Source organism: Burkholderia sp. 4M9327F10 (genome assembly GCF_005503145.1).
GTDB lineage: Bacteria > Pseudomonadota > Gammaproteobacteria > Burkholderiales > Burkholderiaceae > Paraburkholderia.
In genome coordinates, this window is the sequence record NZ_SCNV01000012.1 from 1 (window position 1) to 23,750 (window position 23,750).

Here is a 23,750-nt window from a genome sequence, read left to right on the forward strand (position 1 = left end):
ATCCTGGGGCGGGCCAACCCGCCGCAGCCTCACCCGCTGCCGCCGCTGCTCCCAACGCGCTACCCGTGCTCGAAAGCCCCTTCGTCGACCACCTCGGCGTGCAACTGGTCTCGGCGGCGGACGGCGCCAGCGAAGTAGCGCTGCCGCTCGCTCCCGGCCATCTGAACACCTGGGCCGTGGCCCACGGTGGCGTGACGATGACGCTTGCCGACGTGGCCCTCGCGATGGCCGCCCGCAGTCTTGCCGGCGACGGCGTGGGTGTGGTCACCGTGGAGATGAAAGTCAACTTCATGCAGCCGGGACGCGGCGAGCTGCGCGCCACCGCACGCGTGCTGCACCGTTCGACCACGATGGCCTATTGCGAAGGCGAGATCCGCGACAGCGAAGGCCATTTCGTCGCCAAGGCGCTCGGTACCTTCAAGTACATGCGGCGCCTCGCCGTGGGCCGCGAGGTGACGCATCAGCGTTTGCGCAGCGACCCCGCGGCCAAACCCGGTCCCAGCGATGGCTGAATGCAGCGCCGGACGTGCCGCCGTGCGCGTCCGGCAGTGCCACGCCCCGGCATGCCCTAACCAACAAGCATGGAGACGCCCGTCATGACCCAGATCAACCGCCAGTTCCTGCTCGCCTCGCGCCCGCAAGGCGCCGCCACACAGGATAATTTCCGGCTCGTCGAAACACCGCTGGAACCGCTCGCGCAAGGCCAGTTCCGCGTGCGCAATCACTACCTGTCGCTCGATCCGTATATGCGCGGCCGCATGAACGACAGCAAATCCTACGCCGCGCCGCAGCCGCTCAATGAAGTGATGATCGGCGGCACCGTGGGCGAAGTCGTGGAGTCGAAGCATCCGAAATTCGCGCTGGGCGACAAGGTTGTCGCGGCGTTCGGCTGGCAGGAGTTCGGCACTTCCGACGGCACCGGCGTGCATAAGGTCGACGACACGCATGTGCCGCTTTCCGCCTACCTGGGCGCCGTGGGCATGCCCGGCGTCACCGCCTGGTATGGGTTGAACCGGATCATCGCGCCGCAGGCCGGCCAGACCGTGGTGGTCAGCGCGGCGAGCGGGGCGGTCGGCAGCGTCGTCGGGCAACTGGCGAAGCTGGCCGGTGCGCGTGCGGTCGGCATTGCCGGCGGCGAGCACAAGTGCCGCTATGTCGTCGAGACGCTCGGCTTCGATGCCTGTGTCGACTACAAGGCCGGCAACCTCTATCAGGACCTGAAAGCCGCCACGCCGAACGGGGTCGACGGCTACTTTGAGAATGTCGGCGGCGCGGTGCTCGACGCGGCGCTTGCGCGAATGAACGCGTTCGGGCGCATCGCGCTGTGCGGGATGATCGCCAACTATGACGGCGAGCCGTTGCCGCTCAGGCACCCGGCCTTGCTGCTCACGCAGCGCTTGCTGGTGCAGGGCTTTATCGTCACCGAGCATCTGGATGTGTGGCCCGAAGCGCTGACGCAGCTCGGCACGCTGGTGGCGCAAAAGAAACTGCATTACCGGGAAACCATCGCACAGGGACTCGAGCAGGCACCCGAGGCGTTTCTCGGGTTGCTCAAAGGCAAGAACTTCGGCAAGCAGCTCGTCAAGCTGATCTGACGCCGCGCGGTCGGCAGCCGTTGTAAATATCAAGCAACCAGCGGAGACACCTGATGTTCCAGTTCGAAGGCAAAGTGGCCGTGATCACCGGCGCGGCGAGCGGCTTCGGGCGCGCGTTCGCGGACAAGGGCGCGGCTCTTGGCATGAAGCTCGTGCTGGCCGATGTCGACGACACGGCGCTCGCGCAGACAATCGAGGCCCTGCGTGCGGCCGGCGCGGACGCGATCGGCGTGCCGACCGACGTATCGGACGCAAGCCAGGTCGAGGCGCTCGCGCTCGCGGCGCTCGATGCCTTCGGCAAGATCCATCTGCTGTTCAACAACGCCGGTGTGGGCGCGGGCGGCTTTCTTTGGGAGAGCACGGCCAACGACTGGGAATGGGTGTTCGGCGTCAACGTGATGGGCGTTGCGCACGGCGTGCGTGTTTTCACGCCGATCATGCTGCGGCAGAACGAGCCGGCGCATATCGTCAATACGGCGTCGGTGGCGGGGCTGCTGTCGCCACCGGCGATGGGAATCTACAACGCCTCGAAGCACGCGGTCGTGTCGCTGACGGAGACGCTGTACCACGACCTGCAGAACGCGGGCGGCCAGGTGGGCTGCTCGCTGCTGTGCCCGGCGTTCGTCCCGACCGGCATCGCCGACGCCGAACGAGCCCGTCCCGACGCCCTGCGCAACGACACGGCGCCCACCCGCTCGCAACTGGCCGCCGGCAAGCAACTGCAGCGGGCCGTGCAGTCGGGTAAGCTAAGCGCGCAGGACGTCGCGGAGCTGACGTTCGAGGCAATCGGAGCACGGCGCTTCTACATTCTCACGCATCCGGCGATCCTGCCGACCGTGCATCTGCGTCATGAGGACATCGAGCAGCAGCGCAATCCGACCGATCCGCTCTCGCTCAAGCCCGAGGTCAAGGCGGCGAGCGAGGGAAAGTGAGTCGCGGGACGAAGTCCGGGTGAGCGGCGCCAGGCGGCAAGGGGACGTGAGAATGCCAAGGGGGCCGGCCGCAGGCAATGCGACGGCCCGCACCCCACAGGCTTCATGGCATGATACGGCGCTTGATCCACCCGGCGGCGCACCTGCGCCGACTGCTTGACGATGCCGCTGAATCCGAAGATCGAGCTGGTGCTCGACATGATCTCGCGGGCGAAGCGCCCGCCGTATCACGAACTCACCGCGCAGGAAGCGCGCGCCTCCTATGAGAAGAGCGCGCCGATTCTCGAAGTGGCGAGCGCGCCGATGTTCTGCGTCGAGGATCTTCCGGTGCCGGCGCGCGATGGCGCTTCAATCCGTGCCCGGCTCTACCAGCCGGTCGAGCCGAGCTGGGCACAGCCTGCGCCGGCACTCGTCTATTACCACGGGGGCGGCTTTACGGTCGGCAGCGTCGACACCCATGACGCGTTGTGCCGGATGTTCGCGCGCGACGCGCAATGCGCGGTGCTGTCGGTCGATTACCGGCTCGCACCGGAGCATAAATTTCCCACTGCCGTGAACGACGCCTTCGATGCGCTGAGCTGGCTGCACGCCAGCGCCGCCGAGCATGGCATCGACACGCGACGGATCGCCCTCGGCGGTGACAGTGCCGGTGGCACGCTCGCCGCGGTCTGCGCGGTGCTGGCGCGAGACGCGGGCCTGCCCAAACCGGCCCTGCAACTGCTGATCTATCCGGGCACGACGGCGCATCAACAGACCGACTCGCATGCCCGGCTTGCTGACGGCTATCTGCTGTCGGGCGACACGATCCAGTGGTTTTTTGGGCAGTACCTGCGCGAGCCGGGAGACCGCGAAGACTGGCGTTTCGCGCCGCTCGACGGCCGGCGCGGCGCACCGGCCTTTGACGGGCTGGCGCCGGCCTGGATTGCGACGGCGCAATACGATCCGCTCAGCGATGAAGGCATCGCGTACGCAGAGAAGCTGCGCGAGGCGGGCAATGACGTCACGCTGATGCGCTACGCCGGCATGATCCACGAGTTCTTCAAGATGGGCGGCTTTGTCCCGGAGGTCGCACAGGCGCATGCCGACGCGGTGAGGGCGCTGCGCTCGGCGTTCGGCCTCGGTTCGGACTGAAGGGCGGACTGGTCCGGATGTGGGCCGGACCCAGACCTACGTCGAGACGCAGACCGCAGCCGCGAGCGCCACGCCTCAGCGCTCGATATTAAAGGCGAAGCTACGCTCGAAATCCCCGGGACGGACCACGCGATGCGAGCCGTTGTCGTCGCTACGCTCTGCAACGGCGGCGCTCAGATGCTCGCCATGCGTGGCGTTGGCCACCACTCGCAAGGCCGTGGTGCCGCGCGTCCCGTAATCGGGCGATTCGATAAAGGCCGCCGACAGCACCCGTTCGCGTTCCAGTGGAATTCCGGTGGACGGCAATTCGCCGTCACGGGCAAGGCGAGGGTCGCGCATCAGTTCGATCAGCCGTTCGAGCGGCGCGAGCGGGTCGTTTGCCAGCAGTGCGCTCAACTCGGTCCGCTTGCGCGCGAGTTTGGGCCACGGCGTATCGAGCACGGCATTCGAGATGCCGTGCGTGCCCGCCGCGAGCAAGGCCGGCGCCGCGGCAGAGCGGTTGCAGTACCAGCCGAGTTCACGCCGCGACCAGTCGCCGACCAGCAGATTGAAGCCGTTGTAGATCTCGCCGTCCTGTGCAACCCGTTGCAGGTAGGCGAGCGGCGTGCTTTCGGCAGACGGCTCGCCCAGCAGCCAGTTGCTCACCAGCGTGCCGCGCGTGGGCGCATCGGCGCGCATCTCGTGCGGCGCCCGGTAGTTCGTCAGCGCCGCGAAGCGGCCGTCGCGCGTCATGCCGAGCCATGTGCCGCCGCCCACCAGATCGCGTCCAGCCAGCAGACCCGGCGCCTCGGACCACCAGTGCATCGGCTCGGCGGTGCGGCGAAAGAACTCGTCGCGGTTGGCGGCGAGCGTGAAGAGCGGCCCGTCGGCCGCGTCGGGCCGCCAGTCAAAGACGATCAGGCACATCGGGGGGAGTCTCCCACGGTGGGGTGAGGGCGAGCGGCAACGCACAACGCTGCGAGCTTCCGGTCGGCGCTCATGGCGTTCGAGGAGATCGAACTGCGCACGATGCCTACCTGCCGCGTGGACGGACCAACGCCAGGCCGCCTCAAACCTCAGTCGGCAGCGTATAGGGCAACGCGAGGAGGGTCAGCAGTGGGCCATCGGCCGCGCCGAGGTGAACCGATCCGGCCTCCAGCGCCGTGAGCTTGACCTCGATGAGCACATCCACGCCGCCCTCCGGCGCCGACGCGGCGTTCACCACCATGCCACAGGGCTGGCCCGGATCGTCCGAATGAAACAGCTCCGCGCCGGGCGTGACCGTAGCGAGTTCGCCGGCCACGTTGGCGAGCGACGTACGCCGCTTGATCGTGCCGCGATACTGGCTGCGTGCGACAACCTCCTGCCCCGGATAGCAGCCCTTGCGAAAATTCACGCCGCCGAGCACGTCGAAATTGACCATCTGCGGCACGAATTGCTCCACGACCGGCTGCGTGATGCGCGGCTCACCGGCGCGGATATCGAGCCAGTCCCACACCGCCGCCGAGGCGCGCGTGAGCTTGCCGTCGAACAGCGCGAGGCGCGCTTCGACTTCGGCTTTCGGCCCGACCCACAGGTAGCGCAGCCGCCCAAGCGCGTCGGGCACGCGGATCAGCGAACCCGCGGGGCCGTCCACTTTCACGTGCACGCCGTCCGGCAGTGCGTCGAACACGCCCGACAAGGCCTTGCGCACATCGCCCGCAAGACCCACCACGGCCGTCTCGCCGGTCGCGTCCGCGAGCTTCGCCTTGGCGCGCAGCACGAACATCGACAGGCGCTTCTGCACGGCCGCCTGCAGGTCTTTCGACACCAGCAGACGGATCGTCCCGCCGCTGCGCCAGCTCAGAAACGACGCCAGCAGACGCCCCTTGGCCGAGCAGTAGCCGGCCAGACGCGCATTGGCCGCATCCAGATGCAGCGTATCGTTGGTCAACTGGCCGTGCAGGAAGCTGGCCGCGTCGTCGCCGGTCGCATCGATCACGCCGAACTGCGCGAGCGGCATGTAGGCGCCATGCTCGAGAGCAGCAGCGAACTCCTCTTGCGCGGGGCGCGGCAGCAGGGGAAGCGTGACCGGCGCAGCGGCAGCAACGGTGGCCGGAGCGGAAGCAAGCGGTGCATTCATGGATTCGGAGAGCAGTCAATTCTGACTTTAGCTAGGGCAAGCAAGTATTATATGGACTTCACCCCAGCCATGTTTCCATGTCCCTCCTGAAGAAATGTCTCATTGCCAGCACGATCGTCGTTGCGCTGGCAGCCGCTGCCGTTGCCGGCGGATATCACTGGGCCAACACCCCGATCACCCTGACACCCCCGGAGCTCGACGTCACCGTCAAACCGCATAGCAGCCTGCGCAGCGTCACCTTGCAGTTGAATCGCGGCGGCGTGCCGGTCGAGCCGGAGCTGTTCGTCATCATGACGCGGCTGCTCGGCCTGCAAAGCGAGCTCAAATCGGGCAACTACGAGTTCAAGAGCGGCGTGACGCCGTATGAAGTGCTGCAGAAGATCGCCCGCGGCGACGTCAACGAGTACGTCGCCACCATCATCGAAGGCTGGACCTTCAAGCGCATGCGCGCCGAGCTGGACGCCAATCCGGCGGTCAAGCACGATACCGCCGGCATGAGCGACGCCGACCTTCTGAGCGCGCTCGGCGCGCCGGAAGCCTCGATCGGCAATGGCGAAGGGCTGTTTTTCCCGGACACCTACCTGTTCGACAAAAACACCAGCGACCTCGATATTTACCGCCGGGCTTATCATCTGATGCGCGAGCGCCTTGACGAGGCCTGGATGGCGCGCGCGCCGGGCTTGCCGTACAAGACCCCTTACGATGCGTTGACGATGGCGTCGATCATCGAAAAGGAAACCGGCAAGGCGTCGGACCGGCCCATGGTGGCGGCCGTGTTCGCCAACCGGCTGCGCGTGGGCATGCCGCTGCAGACCGACCCCACCGTGATCTACGGAATGGGCGACGGCTACACGGGCCACTTGCACAAGCGCGACCTGCAGACCGATACACCCTACAACACCTATACACGAATGGGCTTACCGCCGACCCCAATTTCACTGCCGGGCGTTGCGTCGCTACAGGCGGCGCTCAACCCGGCACAGACCACCGCGCTGTACTTCGTGTCGCGCGGCGACGGCAGCAGTATCTTTTCTGACACACTCGGCGATCACAACAAGGCCGTCGACAAATATATTCGAGGGCAATGATGGCGCGGGGCAAATTCATCACGTTCGAAGGCATTGACGGAGCGGGCAAGACCACCCATCTCGCATGGTTTCGCGAGCGCCTGGAAGCGCACATTGCAGCGAGCGGCCGCACGGTCGTCATGACGCGCGAGCCGGGCGGCACCAGGCTCGGCGAGTCGCTGCGCGAGATCCTGCTGCACCAGAAAATGGACCTCGAAACCGAGGCGCTGCTGATGTTCGCGGCGCGCCGCGAGCACTTGGCCGAGGTGATCGAGCCGGCGCTGGCGCGCGGCGACTGGGTGCTCTCGGACCGCTTCAGCGACGCGACCTTTGCCTATCAGGGGGGCGGCCGTGGCCTGCCGCGCGACAAGCTGGAGACGCTCGAGCGCTGGGTGCAGGGCGGCTTCCAGCCGGACCTGACGCTGCTGTTCGACATCCCGCCGGACACCGCCAGCGAGCGCCGCAGCTCGGCGCGCGAGCCGGACCGCTTCGAGAGCGAATCGGACGCGTTTTTCACCCGCACGCGCGCCGAATATCTGCGCCGTGCCGAAGAGGCGCCGTACCGGTTCGCTATCATCGACTCTTCGCAGAGCATCGCGCAGATTCAGAAAAAACTTGAAGAGTTGATTGCAACGCTCTGATTTTAAATAAATATAAACAGTCATTATAACGACGCGCCAGCTCGTTTCATGCTTGAGCAGGCGCGCTCAACCGATTGAATTCAAAGAGAAACGATGATGTATCCGTGGCAAGCCGATGACTGGAACCGCCTTCAGCAACTGCGTGAGCATTGGCCGCACGCGCTGCTGCTCCATGGGCAGGCGGGAATCGGCAAGCTGCGCTTTGCGCAGCATCTGGCGCAAGGCCTGTTGTGCGAGGCGCAATTGCCGAACGGCGAGCCGTGCGGCGCCTGTGCCGCCTGCAACTGGTTCGTACAGGGCAACCATCCGGACTACCGGATCGTCGTGCCGGAGGCGCTGGCCGCCGAAGCGGGCCTCGCCAACGCGGCGGCCGCGGACGAGAAAGCCGACAAGGCCGACGCCGACGACGCCAAAAAGACCCGCACACCCAGCAAGGAAATCAAGATCGAACAGGTGCGTGCGCTGCTGGATTTTTGCGGCGTCGGCTCGCATCGCGGCGGCGCACGCGTCGTGGTGCTGGCGCCGGCCGAGGCGCTCAACGTCGCGGCCTCCAATGCGCTGCTGAAAACGCTCGAGGAACCACCGGCCGGCGTGGTGTTTCTGCTGGTGTCGGCGCGCATCGACCGTCTGCTGCCCACCATCATCAGCCGCTGCCGCCAGTGGCCGATGACGGCGCCTACGCCCGAGGTGGCCACGCCATGGCTTGCCGCGCAGGGCGTCGCCGATGCCGCCGCGTTGCTCGCCGAGGCGGGCGGCGCGCCGCTCACAGCGCTGGCGCTGGCGAGCGACGAGAACCGCACGCTGCGCGACTGGACCCTCAAGCAGCTCGCCGCCGGCCCCGGCTGCGACGCGTTTGCCTGCGCCGAGGCGCTGCAGAAGCTGCCGGTGCCGCTGGTGCTGGGCTGGCTGCAGCGCTGGCTGTACGATCTGCTGGCGCAGCGCACGGCCGGCGCGCCGCGCTACTTTCCGCAGGCCGCGGCCGCGCTGGACCGCTGCGCCGCTCAGGCGGACGCCACCGCGTTCGCCCGCTTCATCAAGACCGTGACCCGCCAGCGGGCGGTGGAAAACCATCCGCTGAACGCCCGGCTGGTCTTCGAGGAGCTGTTTATCGGCTATCGCGACCTGTTCGCCTAAGCTCGCTGCCGCTGCCGCTGCCGCTGCCGCTGCCGCTGCCGCTGCCGCACAGCAAGCGTGGCGTGCGTCTGCGTTTCGCCCGTGGCGACTGCTGGCGGGCGGCAACCGCAACGGCGTGCCGCAGCGCCACTGTGCCGCGTCCCTCGCAGTTTCGTTCGTTTTTCGTTCGCCGTTTCGTCATTTCACCGGCCCCAAGCCTGACCTTTCAGACCCGACACCTGACACACCCGCCACCATGAGTCTTTCATACCGCGATGCCACGCTCGACGATCTGCCCGCCATCGTCGCCATCTACAACTCGACCGTGCCGTCGCGCCTGGTGACGGCGGACCTGGAGCCGGTGAGCGTCGACAGCCGGCTGGGCTGGTTTCACGCGCACGGTCCGCAAAAGCGCCCGCTGTGGGTGGTTGAAGAGGGCGGCCGGGTGATCGCCTGGCTGAGTTTTTCGGATTTCTACGGCCGGCCGGCTTATCAGCACACCGCCGAAGTCAGCATCTATCTGGACGAGGCGGCGCGCGGCAAAGGGCTCGGCAAGCAGTTGCTGGCCGCGGCGCTGGCCGTCGCGCCGAAGCTCGCCATCGATACCGTGCTCGGCTTCATTTTCGGCCACAATGAAGCGAGCCTGCGCCTGTTCCGCGGCTTCGGCTTTGCCGACTGGGGCGCGCTGCCGCGCGTCGCCGTGCTGGACGGCGTCGAGCGCGACCTGCTGATCCTCGGCCGCCGGCTCGATCACGCCAACCCCTAGACACTTACCGGATTCACCGCAGGACATCATCATGTTTGTCGATTCGCACTGTCATATCAACTTCGAAGGACTCGCCGAGCGCCTGCCGCAGGTCATCGAAAACATGCGCACCCACTCGGTCACGCATGCGCTGTGCGTGTCCGTCGACCTCGAAAGCCTGCCGTCCGTGCTAGCGGTGGCCGAGGCCTACGAGAACGTCTACGCCTCGGTCGGGGTGCACCCGGATCATGAAGACGCGCAGGAGCCGAGCGTCGCGCAACTGGTCGAGCTGGCCCGGCATCCGAAGGTGGTAGCCATTGGTGAGACGGGCCTCGACTACTACCGTCTCGAAGGCCGCACCATTGCCGACATGGAATGGCAGCGCGAGCGTTTCCGCACCCATATCCGCGCCGCGCATGCCACCGGCAAGCCGCTGATCATCCATACCCGTTCTTCCGCCGAGGACACGCTGCGGATCATGGCCGAGGAGCGCGCGGGCGAGCCGGGCGGCGTGATGCATTGCTTCACTGAGCCGTGGGCGATCGCCGAGCAGGCGCTGGCGCAGAATTTCCATATTTCGCTCTCGGGCATCGTCACGTTCAAGAGCGCTACCGACGTGCAGGACGTGGCGCGGCGCGTGCCGCTCGAACGTCTGCTGATCGAAACCGACTCGCCGTACCTCGCGCCGGTGCCGTATCGCGGCAAGCCGAATGAACCTGCGTACGTAAGTTATGTCGGACGCTTCATCGCGCAACAACGCGAGATGCCGGATGCGGCGCTGGCCGCCGCCACCACGGAAAACTTCTTCCGGCTCTTCAGGATTCCCGCACCCAGCGGCGCCTGAATGTTGAAATTGAATATTATCAATAGGATAGGGACGATTCCTCAAGTTAAATATGAATAAATACCTGACCCAGATTCCCACGCAAGGCCACGTTCAGAGCGCGTTTTCCTCCGCTGGCGAGCGCACGCATGCGCTCGTGTCCCTGCGGCGCGCCGCCGCCCGGATCTCGCGCCTCGCACTGGCCGGCGGCTTCGCCTGCACGGCGTTTGCCGCGCTGCCGGCCCATGCGGCGCCGATTGACACGCTGATCAAGGCAGTCAAGTTCGACGATGTGAAAGAGGTCAACAAGCAGATCGCGAACGGCATGGACCCGAATTCGACCGACGACCAGGGCATGCCGCTGCTGGTGCTGGCCGCGCGTGAGAAGTCGGACAAGGTGGCGGCCGCGCTGGTCGCCAACCCGAAGACCAACATCGAGATCACGGACAAGGCCGGCGAGAACGCCATGATGCTGGCCTCGCTCAACGGCGACATCGAGATGGTGCAACTGTTGATCTCGAAGGACGCCGAGGTCAACAAGAAGGGCTGGGCGCCGCTGCACTACGCGGCTGCCAACGGTCACGACGACATCGTGAAACTGCTGCTCGACCATTCGGCTTATGTCGACGCCGGCTCGCCGAACGGCACCACGCCGCTGATGATGGCGGCACGCGGCGGCCACGTGTCGACCGTAAAACTGCTGCTCGACAACGGCGCGGACCTGAACGTGAAGAACCAGATCGGCATGAACGCGCTCGACTTTGCCAAACAGTACAAGGAACCGGACGTCGTCGAAGGGCTGACGGCGCGCATGCAGCAGATGCAGCAGAAGTAAGCAGCCGGGCATGCCGCATCTTGTGGCAAAACAGTGCAGAATAACGACTACGGCGCGCTTTGGGGCGCGCCGTTTCTATGCGGCATCAGACCGCTCGATCATCACCCTGGAAGGATCACCATGCTGCGGGCCTTGATTTGCGCCAGCGCGCTTGCCGTACCGCTAACGGCAGCCGCGTTTACGGGAGGCGACCTCAACAAGCTGTGCGAGAAAACGGATGTGGCGTCGCGCAGTGCATGCGCTGCGTATATCGAAGGCGCGGCCGACGGCGTCTTCAACACGATCGACGCGATCGGCGGCACCACCGGTCCAAGGGTCGGCCAGTATTTCTGCCTGCCGCAGGACGCCCGTTCGCAGCAGTTGACGGATGCGGTGCGCAAGTACATTGCCGAGAATCCGAACGTGGCGGGCTATAACGCCAGCACCGCCATTTCGTTGGGACTCGGCAAGGCGTTTCCGTGTAGGAGCGGCGAGTAGGTTCGCTGCGGATTGTTCGCCTTAAGGTCTGGCTTGCATCGGGCCTGCAACTGATCCTCCCCGCCGCCGGTCGAACTGTCATTGTGTACAGCGAACCAGCGCGGCGCGCCCGCGCTGGCGCCGCTTGAACCGAGGAGGACAACGGACATGGGCAGACTGGTCGTCGTGTCGAATCGCGTGGCCACGCCGACGGAGACGAAAGGGTCGGCCGGCGGGCTGGCCGTCGGTGTATTCGGCGCCCTGAAGGACGCGGGCGGCGTGTGGTTCGGCTGGAGCGGCGACGTGGTTAGCGAGACCGTCGCCAATGCCGGCCCCACACTGGAACAGGAAGGCGCGGTGACCTTCGCCACCGTCGGACTCACGCGCAAGGACTACGATCAGTACTACCGTGGTTTTTCAAACGCCACGCTATGGCCGGTCTTCCACTATCGCAACGATCTCGCGCGCTACGAGCGCGACGAATACGCCGGCTACCGGCGCGTCAACGCATGGCTTGCGCACCGGCTCATCAAGCTGCTCGAACCGGACGACGTGATCTGGGTGCACGACTACCACCTGATTCCATTCGCCGAAGCGCTGCGCTCCGAAGGCGTGACGAACCGCATCGGCTTCTTTCTGCATATCCCGTTTCCCGCCCCGCAGATCCTGCTGAATATCCCACCGCACGAAGAGCTGGTGAAGTCACTGTGCTGCTACGACCTGCTGGGTTTCCAGACCGCTACCGACCAGCTCGCATTTCACGACTACGTGGTGCGCCACGCGCGCGGCAGCGTCAGCCCTGACGGTCATGCCGAGGCTTTTGGCCGCAAACTGCGCACGGGCGTCTACCGGATCGGGGTGTTTCCCGACGAAATCGCCGAGCAGGCGCAGCGCTACGAGAGCCGCCAGCATGTGCTGGACCTGAAGCAGAGCCTTGAAGGCCGCAAGCTGATCATGAGCGTCGACCGGCTCGACTACTCGAAGGGTCTCGTCGAACGGTTTCGCGCCTTCGAACATCTGCTGGAGCGCTCGCCGGAATGGCGCGGCAATGTCACGCTGGTGCAGATTGCGCCGCCGACGCGCTCGGACGTCGCCACCTACCAGCAGATCCGCCAGGATCTCGAATACGAGGCAGGGCGCATCAATGGCCGCTATTCGGGCCTCGACTACACGCCGATCCGCTATCTGAATCAACGCTATGACCGCTGGAAGCTGATGTCGTTGTTCCGCGAGTCGCAGATCGGCTTTGTCACGCCCTTGCACGACGGCATGAATCTGGTCGCCAAGGAGTATGTGGCCGCCCAGAACCCGGACGATCCGGGCGTACTGGTGCTCTCGGTCTTCGCCGGCGCGGCGGCGGAACTGACGGGCGCGCTGCTGGTGAATCCGCACGATGCGGTGGGCATGTGCGAAGCCTTGCAACGCGCGCTGTCAATGCCGCTGGAGGCTCGCCAGCGCCGCCACGAGATCAATATGGAGGCCTTGCGCAAGAACGATCTGGGCGTGTGGCGCGACTCGTTCCTCGGCGACTTGCGCAGTGTGCCGCCGCATGGCGCGGACGATGCGGGGCGGTCGTCCTGATGCTGACGACGCTTGCGATTGCCAACTACCGTTCGTTGCGCGAACTGATCGTGCCGCTCGCGCAACTGAATATCGTCACCGGGCCCAACGGCAGCGGCAAGTCGAGCGTCTACCGCGCCTTGCGGCTGCTCGCGCTGACGGCGCGCGGCGGCGTGATTGCCACGCTGGCGCGCGAAGGCGGCCTGCCGTCGACGCTCTGGGCCGGCCCCGAACGTTTCTCGCGCGGCATGCTGACGGGCGATGAGCCGGTGCAAGGCGGGCGCCGCAAAGAGCCGGTCAGCCTGCGGCTCGGCTTCGCCGGGGACCAGTTCGGCTATGCGATCGACCTCGGCCTGCCGCTGATCGCGCCGGGCACCTCGGCCTTCATGCTCGACCCGGTTATCAAGCGCGAATGCATCTGGAACGGTCCGTTGCTGCGGCCTTCGGCGCTGCTGGTGGACCGCCAGGGCGCATCGATCCGCACGCGCGACGAAAGCGGCGAGTGGCAGACCATCCCGCAGCCGGTGGCCAGCTTCGACAGCATGATGACGGAGTTCTCCGACCCGCGCGGCGCGCCGGAAATGATCGCGGTGCGCGAACAGATTCGCTCGTGGCGCTTCTACGATCACTTCCGCACCGATACCGAGTCGCCTGTGCGGCTGCCGCAGATCGGCACGCATACGCCGGTGCTGAGCGACGACGGCGCCGATCTGGCGGCGGCGCTGCAGACGATCCGCGAGATCGGCAATCCGGCCGCGCTCGACGCCGCCATCGACGACGCGTTCCCTGGCGCGAGCGTCGACATCGTCAACCTCGACGGCCGCTTCGAGGTGACGATGCATCAGCACGGGCTGCTCCGCCCGCTAAAGGGCGCGGAACTCTCCGACGGCACCTTGCGTTATCTGTTGCTGGTGGCCGCCTTGCTGACGCCGCGCCCGCCCGCCGTGCTGGTGCTGAACGAACCGGAAACCAGCCTGCATCCCGACCTGTTGCCGGCGCTGGCCCGGCTGATTGCGCACGCCTCGCGCCATTCGCAGGTGCTGGTGGTGTCGCACGCGGCGCGCCTGATTGCAGCGCTCGAGCGGGAGGACGGCAGTCATTCCATCGTGCTCGAGAAGGAACTCGGTGCGACCCGCATTGCCGATGCGGACCAGTTCGATCTGCCGCCCTGGAAATGGCCGGCACGCTGAGGCGTAGCGGCCGGCGGGGATGTTTCCTGACTGTAACAGCGAGCAGGAATTGCAAGGCTTGAGGATTTTTCGCGCGTATTGAGGAAGAATCGGACTCACAATCGGCAGAACAACCGAGGCAATAACCAGGCCATAATCGACGGTTAGTAAGCTACGTAAGCTGGCCAACCAAGCTAGCCGAGCTGGCCGAGCTGGCCAGGCGGGTCAGCCAGGCAGGCCGGCTAACCAGGCTGGCCGGCCCAAAGCGTCGGCGGGCCGCGCGGCGGCCACCGCGCCGCGCGATGTCACGCCGTCAATACGGAGACAAACAATGAGAATTGCTCAGATCGCCCCCTTGACCGAATCGGTGCCACCCAAGCTTTACGGTGGCACCGAGCGGGTCGTGTCGTATATCACCGAGGCGCTGGTCGACCTTGGGCACGATGTGACGCTGTTCGCCAGCGGCGACTCGGTTACCACCGCGAAACTGGAGGCCGTGTGGCCACGGGCGCTGCGCCTCGACCCCGGCATTCGCGACCGGATCGCACCGCATATGCTGCTGATGGAACTGGTGCGCCGCCAGGCCGACTCGTTCGACGTGCTCCATTTTCACATGGACTACTACTCGTTTTCGGTGTTCAAGCGCCAGGACACGCCGTTCGTCACCACGCTGCATGGCCGGCTCGATTTGCCCGAGCAACAGCCGGTATTCGACACCTTCAACACCGCGCCGGTGATTTCGATTTCGAACTCGCAGCGCCAGCCGCTGCCGCAGGCCAAATGGCTGACCACGGTTTATCACGGGCTGCCTGAGAAGCTGTACACGCCGCAGCCGGTCGAGCAGAAGTATCTGGCATTTCTCGGCCGCATCTCGCCGGAGAAACGCGTCGATACGGCGATTCGCATCGCCGGCCGCTGCGGCCTGCCGATCCGCATCGCGGCGAAGGTCGATTCCGCGGACCTCGAATACTTCGAACGCGAGATCAAGCCGCTGCTCGATCTGCCGTATGTCGAATTCATCGGCGAGATTGCCGACAACCAGAAGGCCGAATTCCTCTCGGGCGCACACGCGTTGCTGTTCCCGATCGACTGGCCGGAACCGTTCGGCCTCGTCATGATCGAGGCCATGGCCTGCGGCACGCCCGTGATCGGCTTCAACCGCGGCGCCGTGCCGGAGGTGCTGGAGGACGGTGTGACGGGCTATATCGTCGAAGACGAGATCGGTGCAGTCGCGGCCGTGAACCGGCTGCACAAGGTTCCGCGTGCAGGCGTGCGCGAGCGCTTCGAGGAGCGCTTCACTTCGCACCGGATGGCTCAGCAGTATGTCGACGCTTATCAGTCGGTGATCCGGGCGCAGAAGCGTTCGCGCTTCAAGGTGATCGATACGACTACGCCGCGTTAAGCCGCACGGGCGAACAGGCTGGCGCGGGCCTTCAGGCCCGCATGCAAACCCCCACGCAGATCCGCATGCGGAGCCCCGCCCCGGGCCAGTGCCTAGATATTCAGGCGCGAGACCTTCGTACCGTTGATCGAGATGTCGCCCATCAGGCCGGCGTTGGTCAATACGAACACTTCGACCGGCGCGGTGGCGGTGGTGGTGTCGATTGCGCCGTTGGCGCCCATCTTGACGAGGGCCACCGAGGCGTCGCCACCGGCCGACCAGCCGTCGGTATTGCGGAATTTGTCGAGTGAGTCCTGTGTCATGAACAGGAAGATGATGGCCTTGGACTGCGCGCCGGCCTGCAGGCCGAACGACCCTGAGACCGTGCTGTAGTAGCCGACGGTAGCGTCGCCGACCCGCAGCGAGCCCTCGCCATACTGGCCGCCGACGATAAACCCGGCTTGCAGCACCGACGGGAACACGAGCAGGCCACGCGCCTTCGACACGAGCTCACGCGAACCGGGCACCGTCTGGAAGAGGCGCGACATCGTGCCGTCGACGCTGGCATCGATCGACTGGCGTTTGGACGCGTTGGTTGAGGCGTTATCGGGGGTGCCCGACGAAGTAGTGCATCCCGCGAGTGCAAGGCCCCCGAAAGCGAGCGCGGCGGTGGTCTTCAGCATGAAGTTTCGTCTTTGCATCGTTTTTCTCCGTCATGGTTCCTGGGCGCAACCTCGTTGTGAATGACCGGGCTGCCAGCAGGTTATATCACAGGCTCGCACCGAGAGGGCGCTCGGAGGCAACGCGAAAGCCTTGTGGGGCGGGCGTTTGAGGCTGATTGTCCGAACTCGCCGGGGTAACTTTGACCGATTTTCACCCGCTCGTTGAGCTGGCGTGCGAGCCGCCAGTGCGGTGGTTTTTTGCAACAAAAGGGGCAGCGCTGCGCAAGCGTGCAACGATACCCAACGGGCGTTCCATCGGGCGTTTTTTACCGATTTTCTGCGGGCGCGGCGCAATTGAAAATAATTTGAAAGAATTGTGCGCATGTGTTGCGCAGATGCCGCAGCCTTGCGGCGAGCCGGCGCATGGGCTGCAGCAGGCGCGGTCTAAGGGGCTAAAGGCCTAAAGGCCTAAGGGTCCAGGGCCTGCCGGCAGCGCGAGACGCGAGGCGCGCGCCGCGGCCGGCATGGATGATCTACTGATTGGGCGTGCTCTTGACGGTGGGCGGCCGCCGCAGCGCACGGCGAATGCCGCCGATCAGCGCGCCAATGAGAAACAGCGTGATGGCCGGCACGACCCAGTAGCCGACGAACGCGTGCCACAGATAGGCGAACAGGGTGGTACGGCGCAACGCATATTCGTCGCGCGCTTCCTGCTGACGGGGCGCGTTGGCGGCCAGCACCGCGGCCGGGCAGCCGGCCGCGCGGGCCTCATCGGGCTCGCCGTGGCAGCGGGCCGGGGCGCCGGCGGCGCGTTGGGCGTCGGTGAATTCCCATGTGGTCAGCGCGCGCTCGAGGTCGACGGCGTTATAGGCCATCTCCTCCTGAATCTCGCGCACCGCGACGATCGCGACCGGCACCGCCCAAAAGACGATGACGACCAGCCACCGCCTGAACCAGCGGTTTTTATGTCTCCATACCATTCTTGCCTCCGTTCGATGCGCAATGGCATCAACGACAAGATGGCGGCCCGATGGCGCATGGTTTTATAGATGGGCCGTCTCCGCAGCCATCATAGAAGAAAATGCTGCGCTTCGTCGAACGGAGGCTGAAAGGTGGGAAACGGGCGGGGCGGTGGATGCCGGGCGGCAGCGCCCGGCATCTGCGGCGGGCCGCCTAGCTCTTGTTGCTCAGGCAGGTCGACATGAAGGCCTTGCGATCGTCGCCCTTCTTGCCGGCGGCCTGCGTGTTGCAGGCCTTCATCTTTTCTTGCTGGGTCATGGGCGCAGCGGCGGGTGCGGACCCGGACAGGCACGACTTCATGAAGGCCTTGCGGTCGTCGCCTTTCTTGTCGCCGGCCTGCTGGTTACAGGCGGTCATCTTCGACTGCTGGCTGTTCTGGGCGTAAGCCGGTGCGGCCAGCACGGCGCCGAGGACGAGGGCAGCGAGAGCGGACTGGATCTTCATGGGACACTCCATCTGTGGTGAAAACTGTTGTTGGGAGTCGTACAACCGGGCGTCTTAGTGGCGTCTCAGGGGCGTCTTAGTGGCGTCTTAGGCATCCGTTTGCCCATCGCCGCCGTTATTATGGCAAAACTGTCAGGTAAAACGGATGGCGGCGTTGGCTGGTTGACAGCCGGCAGGCAGGGCCTTCCCTGGGTTGGGGGCCGCTTAAAGGCATGCGTCGATTCCCGGCAGCGTGCGGCAGGGCGCGGCAGGACACGGCAAAGCGCATAAATAGTATGGAATCCATAATGAATGACCGGGCACCATCGCAACCTTTCAATGGCCTCATGCCGCTTCGAAGCCATAGGAAAATGCATTCATTCTTATAACGGGAATTTGATCGGATACGAATAATAAATCGGCACAAAATTCCGCAGCTAATGTAATGCCGCAATATTGACGCTATTGACTAAAATCAGAATTTGTTGTTCTCAAACTCACGAGGCATAACCATGCACTACTTACTGATCTATGATCTGACCAATGACTATCTCGAACGTCGTCCTGCCTGGCGCGAGGAGCATCTGAAGCTGGCGTGGGCGGCGGCCGGCCGTGGCGAGCTGCAACTGGGCGGCGCGCTCGGCGAGCCGACCGACAACGCGGTGCTGCTCTTTACAGGCGATTCGCCGGCCGCGGCTGAAGCGTTTGCAAACGCCGATCCTTATGTGCGGGAGGGTCTGGTGACCCGCTGGCGGGTGCGTCCGTGGCTCACGGTAGTGGGCGAGCAGGCTGCGAATCCGGTGCGTTGAGCGGTTCGTCCGGTCATCGGAAGGGCAACAGCGGCGCATCGGAAGGGAATCAGAAGGGTATCAAAAGGCCATAAAAACTTTTTTGGTTTCATTTTTCTGAAATAACGCGGCCATTTCACCCGCATGGTCTGTGCGATGGCCGGATATGCTGCCGCCACTGCAGGAATTTCTGCCGCGGCTATTGGAAATTCAACGCTACGAAAAGTACCAGTTTGTTTCCGTCAGTAACACTTGTCTTTGTCATATTCATGCAAACCCTGGTGGTGGTATGCTTCCTGCACAATTTCTCCAATGCACGAGTGAGACCACGTTTTGTGCTTCGCGGTGGGGAAGGTTCGCACTAACGCAGTGCGGCAAACGCGATCTGGCCGGAACGTAAATACATATTTGTGCAACCGGGGGCGCTACACGAATCGTGCACGCTGAATTCGTGAGTCGCCCAAAGCCGCAGCCTGGCCAGGCTGCGTGGAGAACCGCATGTTTTTCGATGAGCTAAGCAATGACGAATGGGTGCTACTCGCGGCGCTCGTTTCCGATGAGCCGGCGGTCCGTCTAAATCGACGAGGCCGGCCGCGCGCCGAGCCACGCATCGTGGCAAATGCTGTCCTGTGGATCCTGAGCACGGGTGAGCCCTGGTCGAAGCTGCCAGGACGCTATCCGTCGGGTCCAACCTGCCGTCGCCGTTTCGAGGAATGGCAACTGAACGGTACGCTCAACGAAATGGTCCGCCTGCTGTCGCAGACGGGCCGCACCTTTGTCTACGTGCCGCAGGCCACGCCGCCGGCGCCGGCCAGGCCCGCTGCGCAGCCGGAGACGGTCAGCGCGCGCGACGACAGCGTGCGCGGCGTGTCGTGGAAGAGTCCCGAGTCGTGGCAAACGCCGGCCGGCGTCATGCAAGGCTGGCGCTCGCTCGATCCGCTTGCGGACATGACGCGCCAGTTGTCCGGCACGGCGCCGGTACCGCACGATGCCGTGCGCACGGAACCGGCCGTGCGCCGTGCGGCCGAACTCGGCAACGTCAGGCACCGGCACTACGATCATCCGCAACGGCCGCTGCCCATGAGCTATTCGGTGCCCGGCATGCAGATTGCCGACCGGCGCGGCTATGTCATCTATGTCGCGGCGGAGCGTGTGCCGAACTCGATGTATCGCGCCTGGGCGGAGATCGAGAAAGACGGCCGGCGTGTCGAGCGCTCGGGCCTCGTCGGCCCGCGCTTCGTGAACCCCGATACGGCGCAGGACTATGCGCTGGAGTGGGCGCGCCAATGGATCGATCGCCAGTGCCTCACCGTGAGTGCGGCCGCGAATTCAGCCGCGGGTGCAGTCACAAGCACAGCCGCAAGCGCAGCAGCGCCGCATGGCTACGCACGGCCCCTGCCGGCTGCGCGCAGCATGCCGGGCACGCCCACGGTCAGTTCGGCCGGGGTGCGCGCGGATGCGCCGGTGAGCGCAGCGGCTCATCCTGGCGGCCAGCTGGCGGGGCATCCCTTGACGGGGCCGGTGAATACGCAGCTGCACGGACCGATGCACGGCCCGGTCGGCGCACTGCGCGCGCCGCTGCGCCGTTATCCGGGCGACACGGCCGATGCCAATGCCGATCGTTCGGAACGCTTCCCGTTCTCGCCAGAGCTCATTTCCCACGCAGGGTGAGCCAGCGAGCCGCCCGCGGCCGGCAGGAGCACCCGCCGCAGGGCCAGCAACGCCAGCATGTGTGTCCCCGTTGGGATCATTGCCGTCCGTAGGTATCGTCGAAGCGCACGATGTCGTCTTCGCCGAGATAGGAGCCGGACTGCACCTCGATCATCTCCAGCGGCATCTTGCCGGGATTCTCGAGACGGTGAGTTGTCCCAAGCGGTATATAAGCTGACTCGTTTTCGGAGACGATAAAGCGCTCTTCACCCCGTGTGACGAGCGCCGTGCCGCGCACGACGATCCAGTGTTCCGCGCGGTGATGATGCATCTGCAACGAGAGCCGCGCTCCCGGATTGACGACAATGCGTTTCACCTGGAAGCGCTCGCCGCTGTCCACGGAGTCGTAGTGGCCCCACGGGCGGTGCACCTTGCGGTGGTTCGCCGCCTGCGCGCCGCCCTGGGCGCGAATCCGGCCGACGATCTTTTTCACGTCCTGGACCCGTGATTTGTCGGCCACCAGCACGGCATCGGCGGTTTCGACAATCACCAGGTCCTGGGTGCCGACGCAGGCGATCAGGCGGCCTTCCGAATGCGCGAAGGTAGACGCGGAGCCTTCGAACATCACGTTGCCGCGCGCCACGTTGTCTTCTTCGTCCTTTGGCAGGATCTGCCATATCGCGTCCCACGAGCCCACGTCCGACCAGCCGGCACGCAGCGGCACCACCACGCCGGTGGCGATCGACGGCGCGCTGCCGAGCTGTTCCATCACCGCGTAGTCGATCGAGTTCGAGGGCGAGGCGCTAAAGGACTCGCGATGCAGGCGGAAGAAATCGCCGTCCGCCTTGCCGCCCGCATAGGCGGCTTCGCAGGCGTCGAGGATGCCGGGCTGAAAATGCCGGATCGCCTTGAGCCAGGTCGAGGCGCGCATGATGAAGATGCCGCTGTTCCACCAGTACTCCTGAGATTCCACATAGCGCTGCGCGAGCTCTAGGTGCGGCTTTTCGACGAAGCGGTCGAGCCGGTGCGCCGCAAGCCCGCCGTCGCGGCCGAGCGGGGCGCCCAGGCGGATATAGCCGTAGCCGGTTTCCGCATGGGTCGGCACGATGCCCATGGTGACGATATGGCCTTCATAGGCGTGCTGCACGCCGGCGGAAACCGCGGCGTGGAACGCTTCGGTGTCGGTCACGGCATGGTCGGCGGGCATCACCACCATGATGCCGTCCTCGTCCTGCGCGGCAATCGAGAGCGCCGCCACCGTCAAGGCCGGCGCGGTGTCGCGGCCGGCGGGTTCGAGGATCAGCCGGCTCGCCTTGCCGCTCGTGCGCAGTTGTTCGGCGGTGGTGAAGCGGTGTTCTTCATTGGCGACCACGATCAGTTGATCGGCGAGCGGATGCCCGGTCTCCAGCGCATCGAGGCGCCGAGTCGTGGACTGTAGCAGTGACTCGGCGCCCAGCAAGCCGATCAGCTGCTTCGGATATTGCTCACGCGACATCGGCCACAGACGGGTGCCGGAGCCGCCCGCCAGGATGACGGGATGAACCTTCAGCTTGACCTTCAGGGATGCGGCGGCGCCGGGCCGGGTGTCGGCGACGGAAGCCGTGACCGTTGCTGTCATGGTGATGTACTCCTCGGGGCTGGGTGAGTGCATCGATTTGTATCACGGCGTAAATAGCCAATAAAAGCGCGTTAAATAGAAGTTCTAAAAAAGTATTCAAAGACCGGAATAAAAAACGTCTGAATAATTTCTGTTTTATTGCAGCGCAGCAGAAAAATAGAAAAATAATCGCGAAAAAAATATCCGAAATCATTCCGGCGGGCGATATGCGAAAAAAAGGGGCCGCACGCATAGATCCCGTCGCGTGCAAACTTTGCCTAAAAAGCATGCGCGACGCGGGATTGCCATCCCGCAATGGGCTCCACGAGTGGATTGAACAGGGAAAAAGTGCCGAAAAAATCTGCAAAAAACCAGGCACTTTTGACCGATACATTTTGAGATTTTTTGCGATCTTGCAGTGCGAATTTTAATGCCGCCTTATCTAGGCTTGTACGGGTATTCACTCATTCGGGTTCGTGCTTTTTGAATTGACCGGAAAGCGGGAGCCACAGGCGAAGCAACCGTTAATGGCCAGTTGCGTGGTGCGCGCAATCTGAATGCCGGTTGCCGATGCGTTATTCGCGGTGCAGATGCCCGCTTACTTCATGGATAGAACTTGACTGACGAACTGGGGTGCCGAGCATGCTGAGCGTTCTATCGAGAATCATCGACATCGCCATGGTCGCTTTCGGCGCCGTGCTCGCAGCCGCGCTGCATAACGGCAAGTGGCTGTGGCTGGACGACATGCAGAGCATTTCGCTGGCGTTCGACTGTCTGCTGGTGGTGGTGTTCTTTCCCGCGCTGGGCATCTATCAGTCGTGGCGCGGCAAGCCGCTGATGGACCTGCTGTTTCGCGTCTGCGGCGGCTGGGTGATGGTGGAAACCACCGGCGTGCTGATCAGCTTCAGCCTGCACCGCTCGGACCTGCTGTCGCGGCTGTGGCTGCTGTATTGGGCCGCCGCCACGATCGTGCTGCTGATCGTCACCAAGACACTGGTCTACACGGTCCTCAAGGGGCTGCGCCGCGAGGGCTTCAATCACAAGGCGGTGGCGATTGTCGGCGGCGCGCCCTACGGCAAGTTCCTGATCGAGACGATGCGCAACCGTCCGGAAGCCGGTTTCAGCCCGGTGATGGTGTACGACGAGGACACGCTCATCGATCCGTACCAGGACCCGGATGCGGCCCAGACCGTCGAAGGCGTGCCGGTGGAGCGCGACTTCGCCGCGATGATCCAGTCGGTGCGCGCCCGCGCCATCAAGGAGCTGTGGCTCGCCTTGCCGATCTCGAAGGAGAAGACGATTCACCGCTTCGTGATGGAGCTGCGCAACGACTTCGTGAACATCCGCTTCATCCCCGACGTGCGCAGCCTGACGCTGTTCAACCAGCCGATGGTCGATCTGCTCGGCGTGCCGGCCATCAATCTCGCGGCCTCGCCGATCACCGATCTGCGGGTGCTGCCCAAGCGCGTGTTCGACCGCCTGTTCGCGTTCGGTGCGTTGACGGCGCTGGCGCCGCTGATGCTGGTGATCGCGGTGGCGGTGAAGCTGTCCTCGCCGGGACCGGTGTTCTTTCGCCAGAAGCGCAAGGGCATCGACGGCAACCAGTTCGAGATCTACAAGTTCCGCTCGATGAAGGTGCATGCCGAGACGGCCGGCAAGGTCACCCAGGCGACGCGGCGCGATCCGCGCATCACGGCCGTGGGCGCTTTCCTGCGCCGCACGAGTCTCGACGAGCTGCCGCAGTTCATCAACGTGCTGCGCGGCGAGATGTCGGTGGTGGGGCCGCGTCCGCATGCGCTCGAACACGACGACATCTACAAGGATCTGGTGAAGGGCTACATGCACCGCTACCGCATCAAGCCCGGCATCACCGGCTGGGCCCAGATCAACGGCTTTCGCGGCGAGACCGACCGCATCGAGAAGATGATGGGACGCGTCAAGCTCGACCTGTACTACATGCAGAACTGGACCTTCTGGCTCGACATCAAGATCGTCGTGCTGACGCTGTGGAAGGGCTTTGTCGGCAGCAACGCCTACTGAAACATTCAACTCTCCGAGGTG

25 protein-coding genes are annotated in these 23,750 nt (G+C 64.7%); 18 read left to right on the forward strand and 7 right to left on the reverse strand.

Going from position 1 to position 23,750, the window contains the following annotated elements:
• Positions 1-65: 65 nt before the first annotated feature.
• From FFS45_RS13815 to FFS45_RS13830, 4 genes are all read left to right on the forward strand, one after another.
• Positions 66-512, forward strand: a complete 447-nt coding sequence (locus FFS45_RS13815; protein ID WP_137955212.1) for a PaaI family thioesterase — start codon at positions 66-68, stop codon at positions 510-512.
• Positions 513-596: 84 nt separating this feature from the next.
• The gene (locus tag FFS45_RS13820) at positions 597-1,595 is read left to right on the forward strand and encodes an NADP-dependent oxidoreductase (RefSeq protein ID WP_137955213.1); all 999 of its coding nucleotides are present in this window, start codon (positions 597-599) and stop codon (positions 1,593-1,595) included.
• A gap of 53 nt (positions 1,596-1,648) precedes the next feature.
• Complete coding sequence (locus tag FFS45_RS13825; protein WP_137955214.1) at positions 1,649-2,527, forward strand: SDR family oxidoreductase; 879 nt, start codon at positions 1,649-1,651, stop codon at positions 2,525-2,527.
• A 162-nt stretch (positions 2,528-2,689) separates the two neighbouring features.
• Entirely contained in the window at positions 2,690-3,658 is a 969-nt protein-coding gene (locus FFS45_RS13830; protein WP_137955215.1) for an alpha/beta hydrolase, read from the forward strand.
• A gap of 75 nt (positions 3,659-3,733) precedes the next feature.
• Here the strand turns inward: FFS45_RS13830 and FFS45_RS13835 are convergent, their stop codons facing one another.
• The gene (locus FFS45_RS13835) at positions 3,734-4,564 is read right to left on the reverse strand and encodes an NRDE family protein (protein WP_137955216.1); all 831 of its coding nucleotides are present in this window, start codon (positions 4,562-4,564) and stop codon (positions 3,734-3,736) included.
• 142 nt (positions 4,565-4,706) lie between these two features.
• The gene (locus tag FFS45_RS13840) at positions 4,707-5,759 is read right to left on the reverse strand and encodes a folate-binding protein YgfZ (RefSeq protein WP_137955217.1); all 1,053 of its coding nucleotides are present in this window, start codon (positions 5,757-5,759) and stop codon (positions 4,707-4,709) included.
• 77 nt (positions 5,760-5,836) lie between these two features.
• Here FFS45_RS13840 and mltG point away from each other — a divergent pair, with 77 nt between their 5' ends.
• The 10 genes from mltG (at position 5,837) to FFS45_RS13890 (ending at position 15,570) form a co-directional block, all read left to right on the forward strand.
• Positions 5,837-6,847, forward strand: coding sequence for an endolytic transglycosylase MltG (mltG, locus tag FFS45_RS13845; RefSeq protein ID WP_137955218.1), 1,011 nt, complete (start codon positions 5,837-5,839; stop codon positions 6,845-6,847).
• The gene (gene tmk, locus FFS45_RS13850) at positions 6,847-7,467 is read left to right on the forward strand and encodes a dTMP kinase (protein ID WP_137955335.1); all 621 of its coding nucleotides are present in this window, start codon (positions 6,847-6,849) and stop codon (positions 7,465-7,467) included. Before mltG ends, tmk begins: the two co-directional genes overlap by 1 nt.
• Before the next feature lie 93 nt (positions 7,468-7,560).
• On the forward strand, positions 7,561-8,601 hold the full coding sequence (locus FFS45_RS13855) for a DNA polymerase III subunit delta' (RefSeq protein ID WP_137955219.1): 1,041 nt from the start codon (positions 7,561-7,563) through the stop codon (positions 8,599-8,601).
• Positions 8,602-8,836: 235 nt separating this feature from the next.
• Positions 8,837-9,346, forward strand: a complete 510-nt coding sequence (locus FFS45_RS13860; RefSeq protein ID WP_137955220.1) for a GNAT family N-acetyltransferase — start codon at positions 8,837-8,839, stop codon at positions 9,344-9,346.
• Between the two features lie 31 nt (positions 9,347-9,377).
• The gene (locus FFS45_RS13865; protein WP_137955221.1) at positions 9,378-10,169 is read left to right on the forward strand and encodes a TatD family hydrolase; all 792 of its coding nucleotides are present in this window, start codon (positions 9,378-9,380) and stop codon (positions 10,167-10,169) included.
• A gap of 52 nt (positions 10,170-10,221) precedes the next feature.
• A complete protein-coding gene (locus tag FFS45_RS13870; protein ID WP_137955222.1) occupies positions 10,222-10,983 on the forward strand; it encodes an ankyrin repeat domain-containing protein in 762 nt (253 codons plus the stop codon).
• A 120-nt stretch (positions 10,984-11,103) separates the two neighbouring features.
• The gene (locus tag FFS45_RS13875; RefSeq protein WP_137955336.1) at positions 11,104-11,460 is read left to right on the forward strand and encodes a Rap1a/Tai family immunity protein; all 357 of its coding nucleotides are present in this window, start codon (positions 11,104-11,106) and stop codon (positions 11,458-11,460) included.
• 147 nt (positions 11,461-11,607) lie between these two features.
• Positions 11,608-13,020 (forward strand): alpha,alpha-trehalose-phosphate synthase (UDP-forming), encoded by a 1,413-nt coding sequence (otsA, locus tag FFS45_RS13880; protein ID WP_137955223.1) that lies wholly within the window; start codon positions 11,608-11,610, stop codon positions 13,018-13,020.
• Complete coding sequence (locus tag FFS45_RS13885; RefSeq protein ID WP_137955224.1) at positions 13,020-14,189, forward strand: AAA family ATPase; 1,170 nt, start codon at positions 13,020-13,022, stop codon at positions 14,187-14,189. The genes otsA and FFS45_RS13885 overlap by 1 nt, the downstream gene beginning before the upstream one ends.
• Before the next feature lie 310 nt (positions 14,190-14,499).
• Positions 14,500-15,570 (forward strand): glycosyltransferase family 4 protein, encoded by a 1,071-nt coding sequence (locus FFS45_RS13890; protein ID WP_137955225.1) that lies wholly within the window; start codon positions 14,500-14,502, stop codon positions 15,568-15,570.
• A 92-nt stretch (positions 15,571-15,662) separates the two neighbouring features.
• Here FFS45_RS13890 and FFS45_RS13895 read toward each other — a convergent pair whose 3' ends face one another.
• Positions 15,663-16,250 (reverse strand): YSC84-related protein, encoded by a 588-nt coding sequence (locus FFS45_RS13895; RefSeq protein WP_137955226.1) that lies wholly within the window; start codon positions 16,248-16,250, stop codon positions 15,663-15,665.
• Between the two features lie 137 nt (positions 16,251-16,387).
• On the opposite strand from FFS45_RS13895, the gene FFS45_RS13900 reads away from it, so the two are divergent.
• Positions 16,388-16,675: a hypothetical protein gene (locus tag FFS45_RS13900; RefSeq protein WP_137955227.1), complete on the forward strand. Its 288-nt coding sequence runs from the start codon at positions 16,388-16,390 to the stop codon at positions 16,673-16,675.
• A gap of 69 nt (positions 16,676-16,744) precedes the next feature.
• Here FFS45_RS13900 and FFS45_RS13905 read toward each other — a convergent pair whose 3' ends face one another.
• Positions 16,745-17,191 carry a hypothetical protein gene (locus FFS45_RS13905; RefSeq protein WP_137955228.1) on the reverse strand — a complete coding sequence of 149 codons (447 nt, stop codon included), beginning with the start codon at positions 17,189-17,191 and terminating at the stop codon, positions 16,745-16,747.
• Positions 17,192-17,384: 193 nt separating this feature from the next.
• Positions 17,385-17,675, reverse strand: coding sequence for a PsiF family protein (locus FFS45_RS13910; RefSeq protein ID WP_137955229.1), 291 nt, complete (start codon positions 17,673-17,675; stop codon positions 17,385-17,387).
• Positions 17,676-18,166: 491 nt separating this feature from the next.
• Here FFS45_RS13910 and FFS45_RS13915 point away from each other — a divergent pair, with 491 nt between their 5' ends.
• Positions 18,167-18,463, forward strand: a complete 297-nt coding sequence (locus tag FFS45_RS13915; RefSeq protein ID WP_137955230.1) for a YciI-like protein — start codon at positions 18,167-18,169, stop codon at positions 18,461-18,463.
• A 477-nt stretch (positions 18,464-18,940) separates the two neighbouring features.
• A complete protein-coding gene (locus tag FFS45_RS13920) occupies positions 18,941-20,113 on the forward strand; it encodes a DUF6566 family protein (protein ID WP_137955231.1) in 1,173 nt (390 codons plus the stop codon).
• A 76-nt stretch (positions 20,114-20,189) separates the two neighbouring features.
• Here the strand turns inward: FFS45_RS13920 and FFS45_RS13925 are convergent, their stop codons facing one another.
• Together FFS45_RS13925 and FFS45_RS13930 are read right to left on the reverse strand one after the other, a co-directional pair.
• Positions 20,190-21,710: a mannose-1-phosphate guanylyltransferase/mannose-6-phosphate isomerase gene (locus FFS45_RS13925; RefSeq protein WP_137955232.1), complete on the reverse strand. Its 1,521-nt coding sequence runs from the start codon at positions 21,708-21,710 to the stop codon at positions 20,190-20,192.
• A gap of 257 nt (positions 21,711-21,967) precedes the next feature.
• The gene (locus FFS45_RS13930) at positions 21,968-22,153 is read right to left on the reverse strand and encodes a hypothetical protein (protein ID WP_137955233.1); all 186 of its coding nucleotides are present in this window, start codon (positions 22,151-22,153) and stop codon (positions 21,968-21,970) included.
• A 178-nt stretch (positions 22,154-22,331) separates the two neighbouring features.
• Between FFS45_RS13930 and FFS45_RS13935 the strand changes: the two genes are divergently transcribed.
• On the forward strand, positions 22,332-23,729 hold the full coding sequence (locus tag FFS45_RS13935; RefSeq protein WP_137955234.1) for an undecaprenyl-phosphate glucose phosphotransferase: 1,398 nt from the start codon (positions 22,332-22,334) through the stop codon (positions 23,727-23,729).
• Positions 23,730-23,750 lie beyond the last annotated feature (21 nt).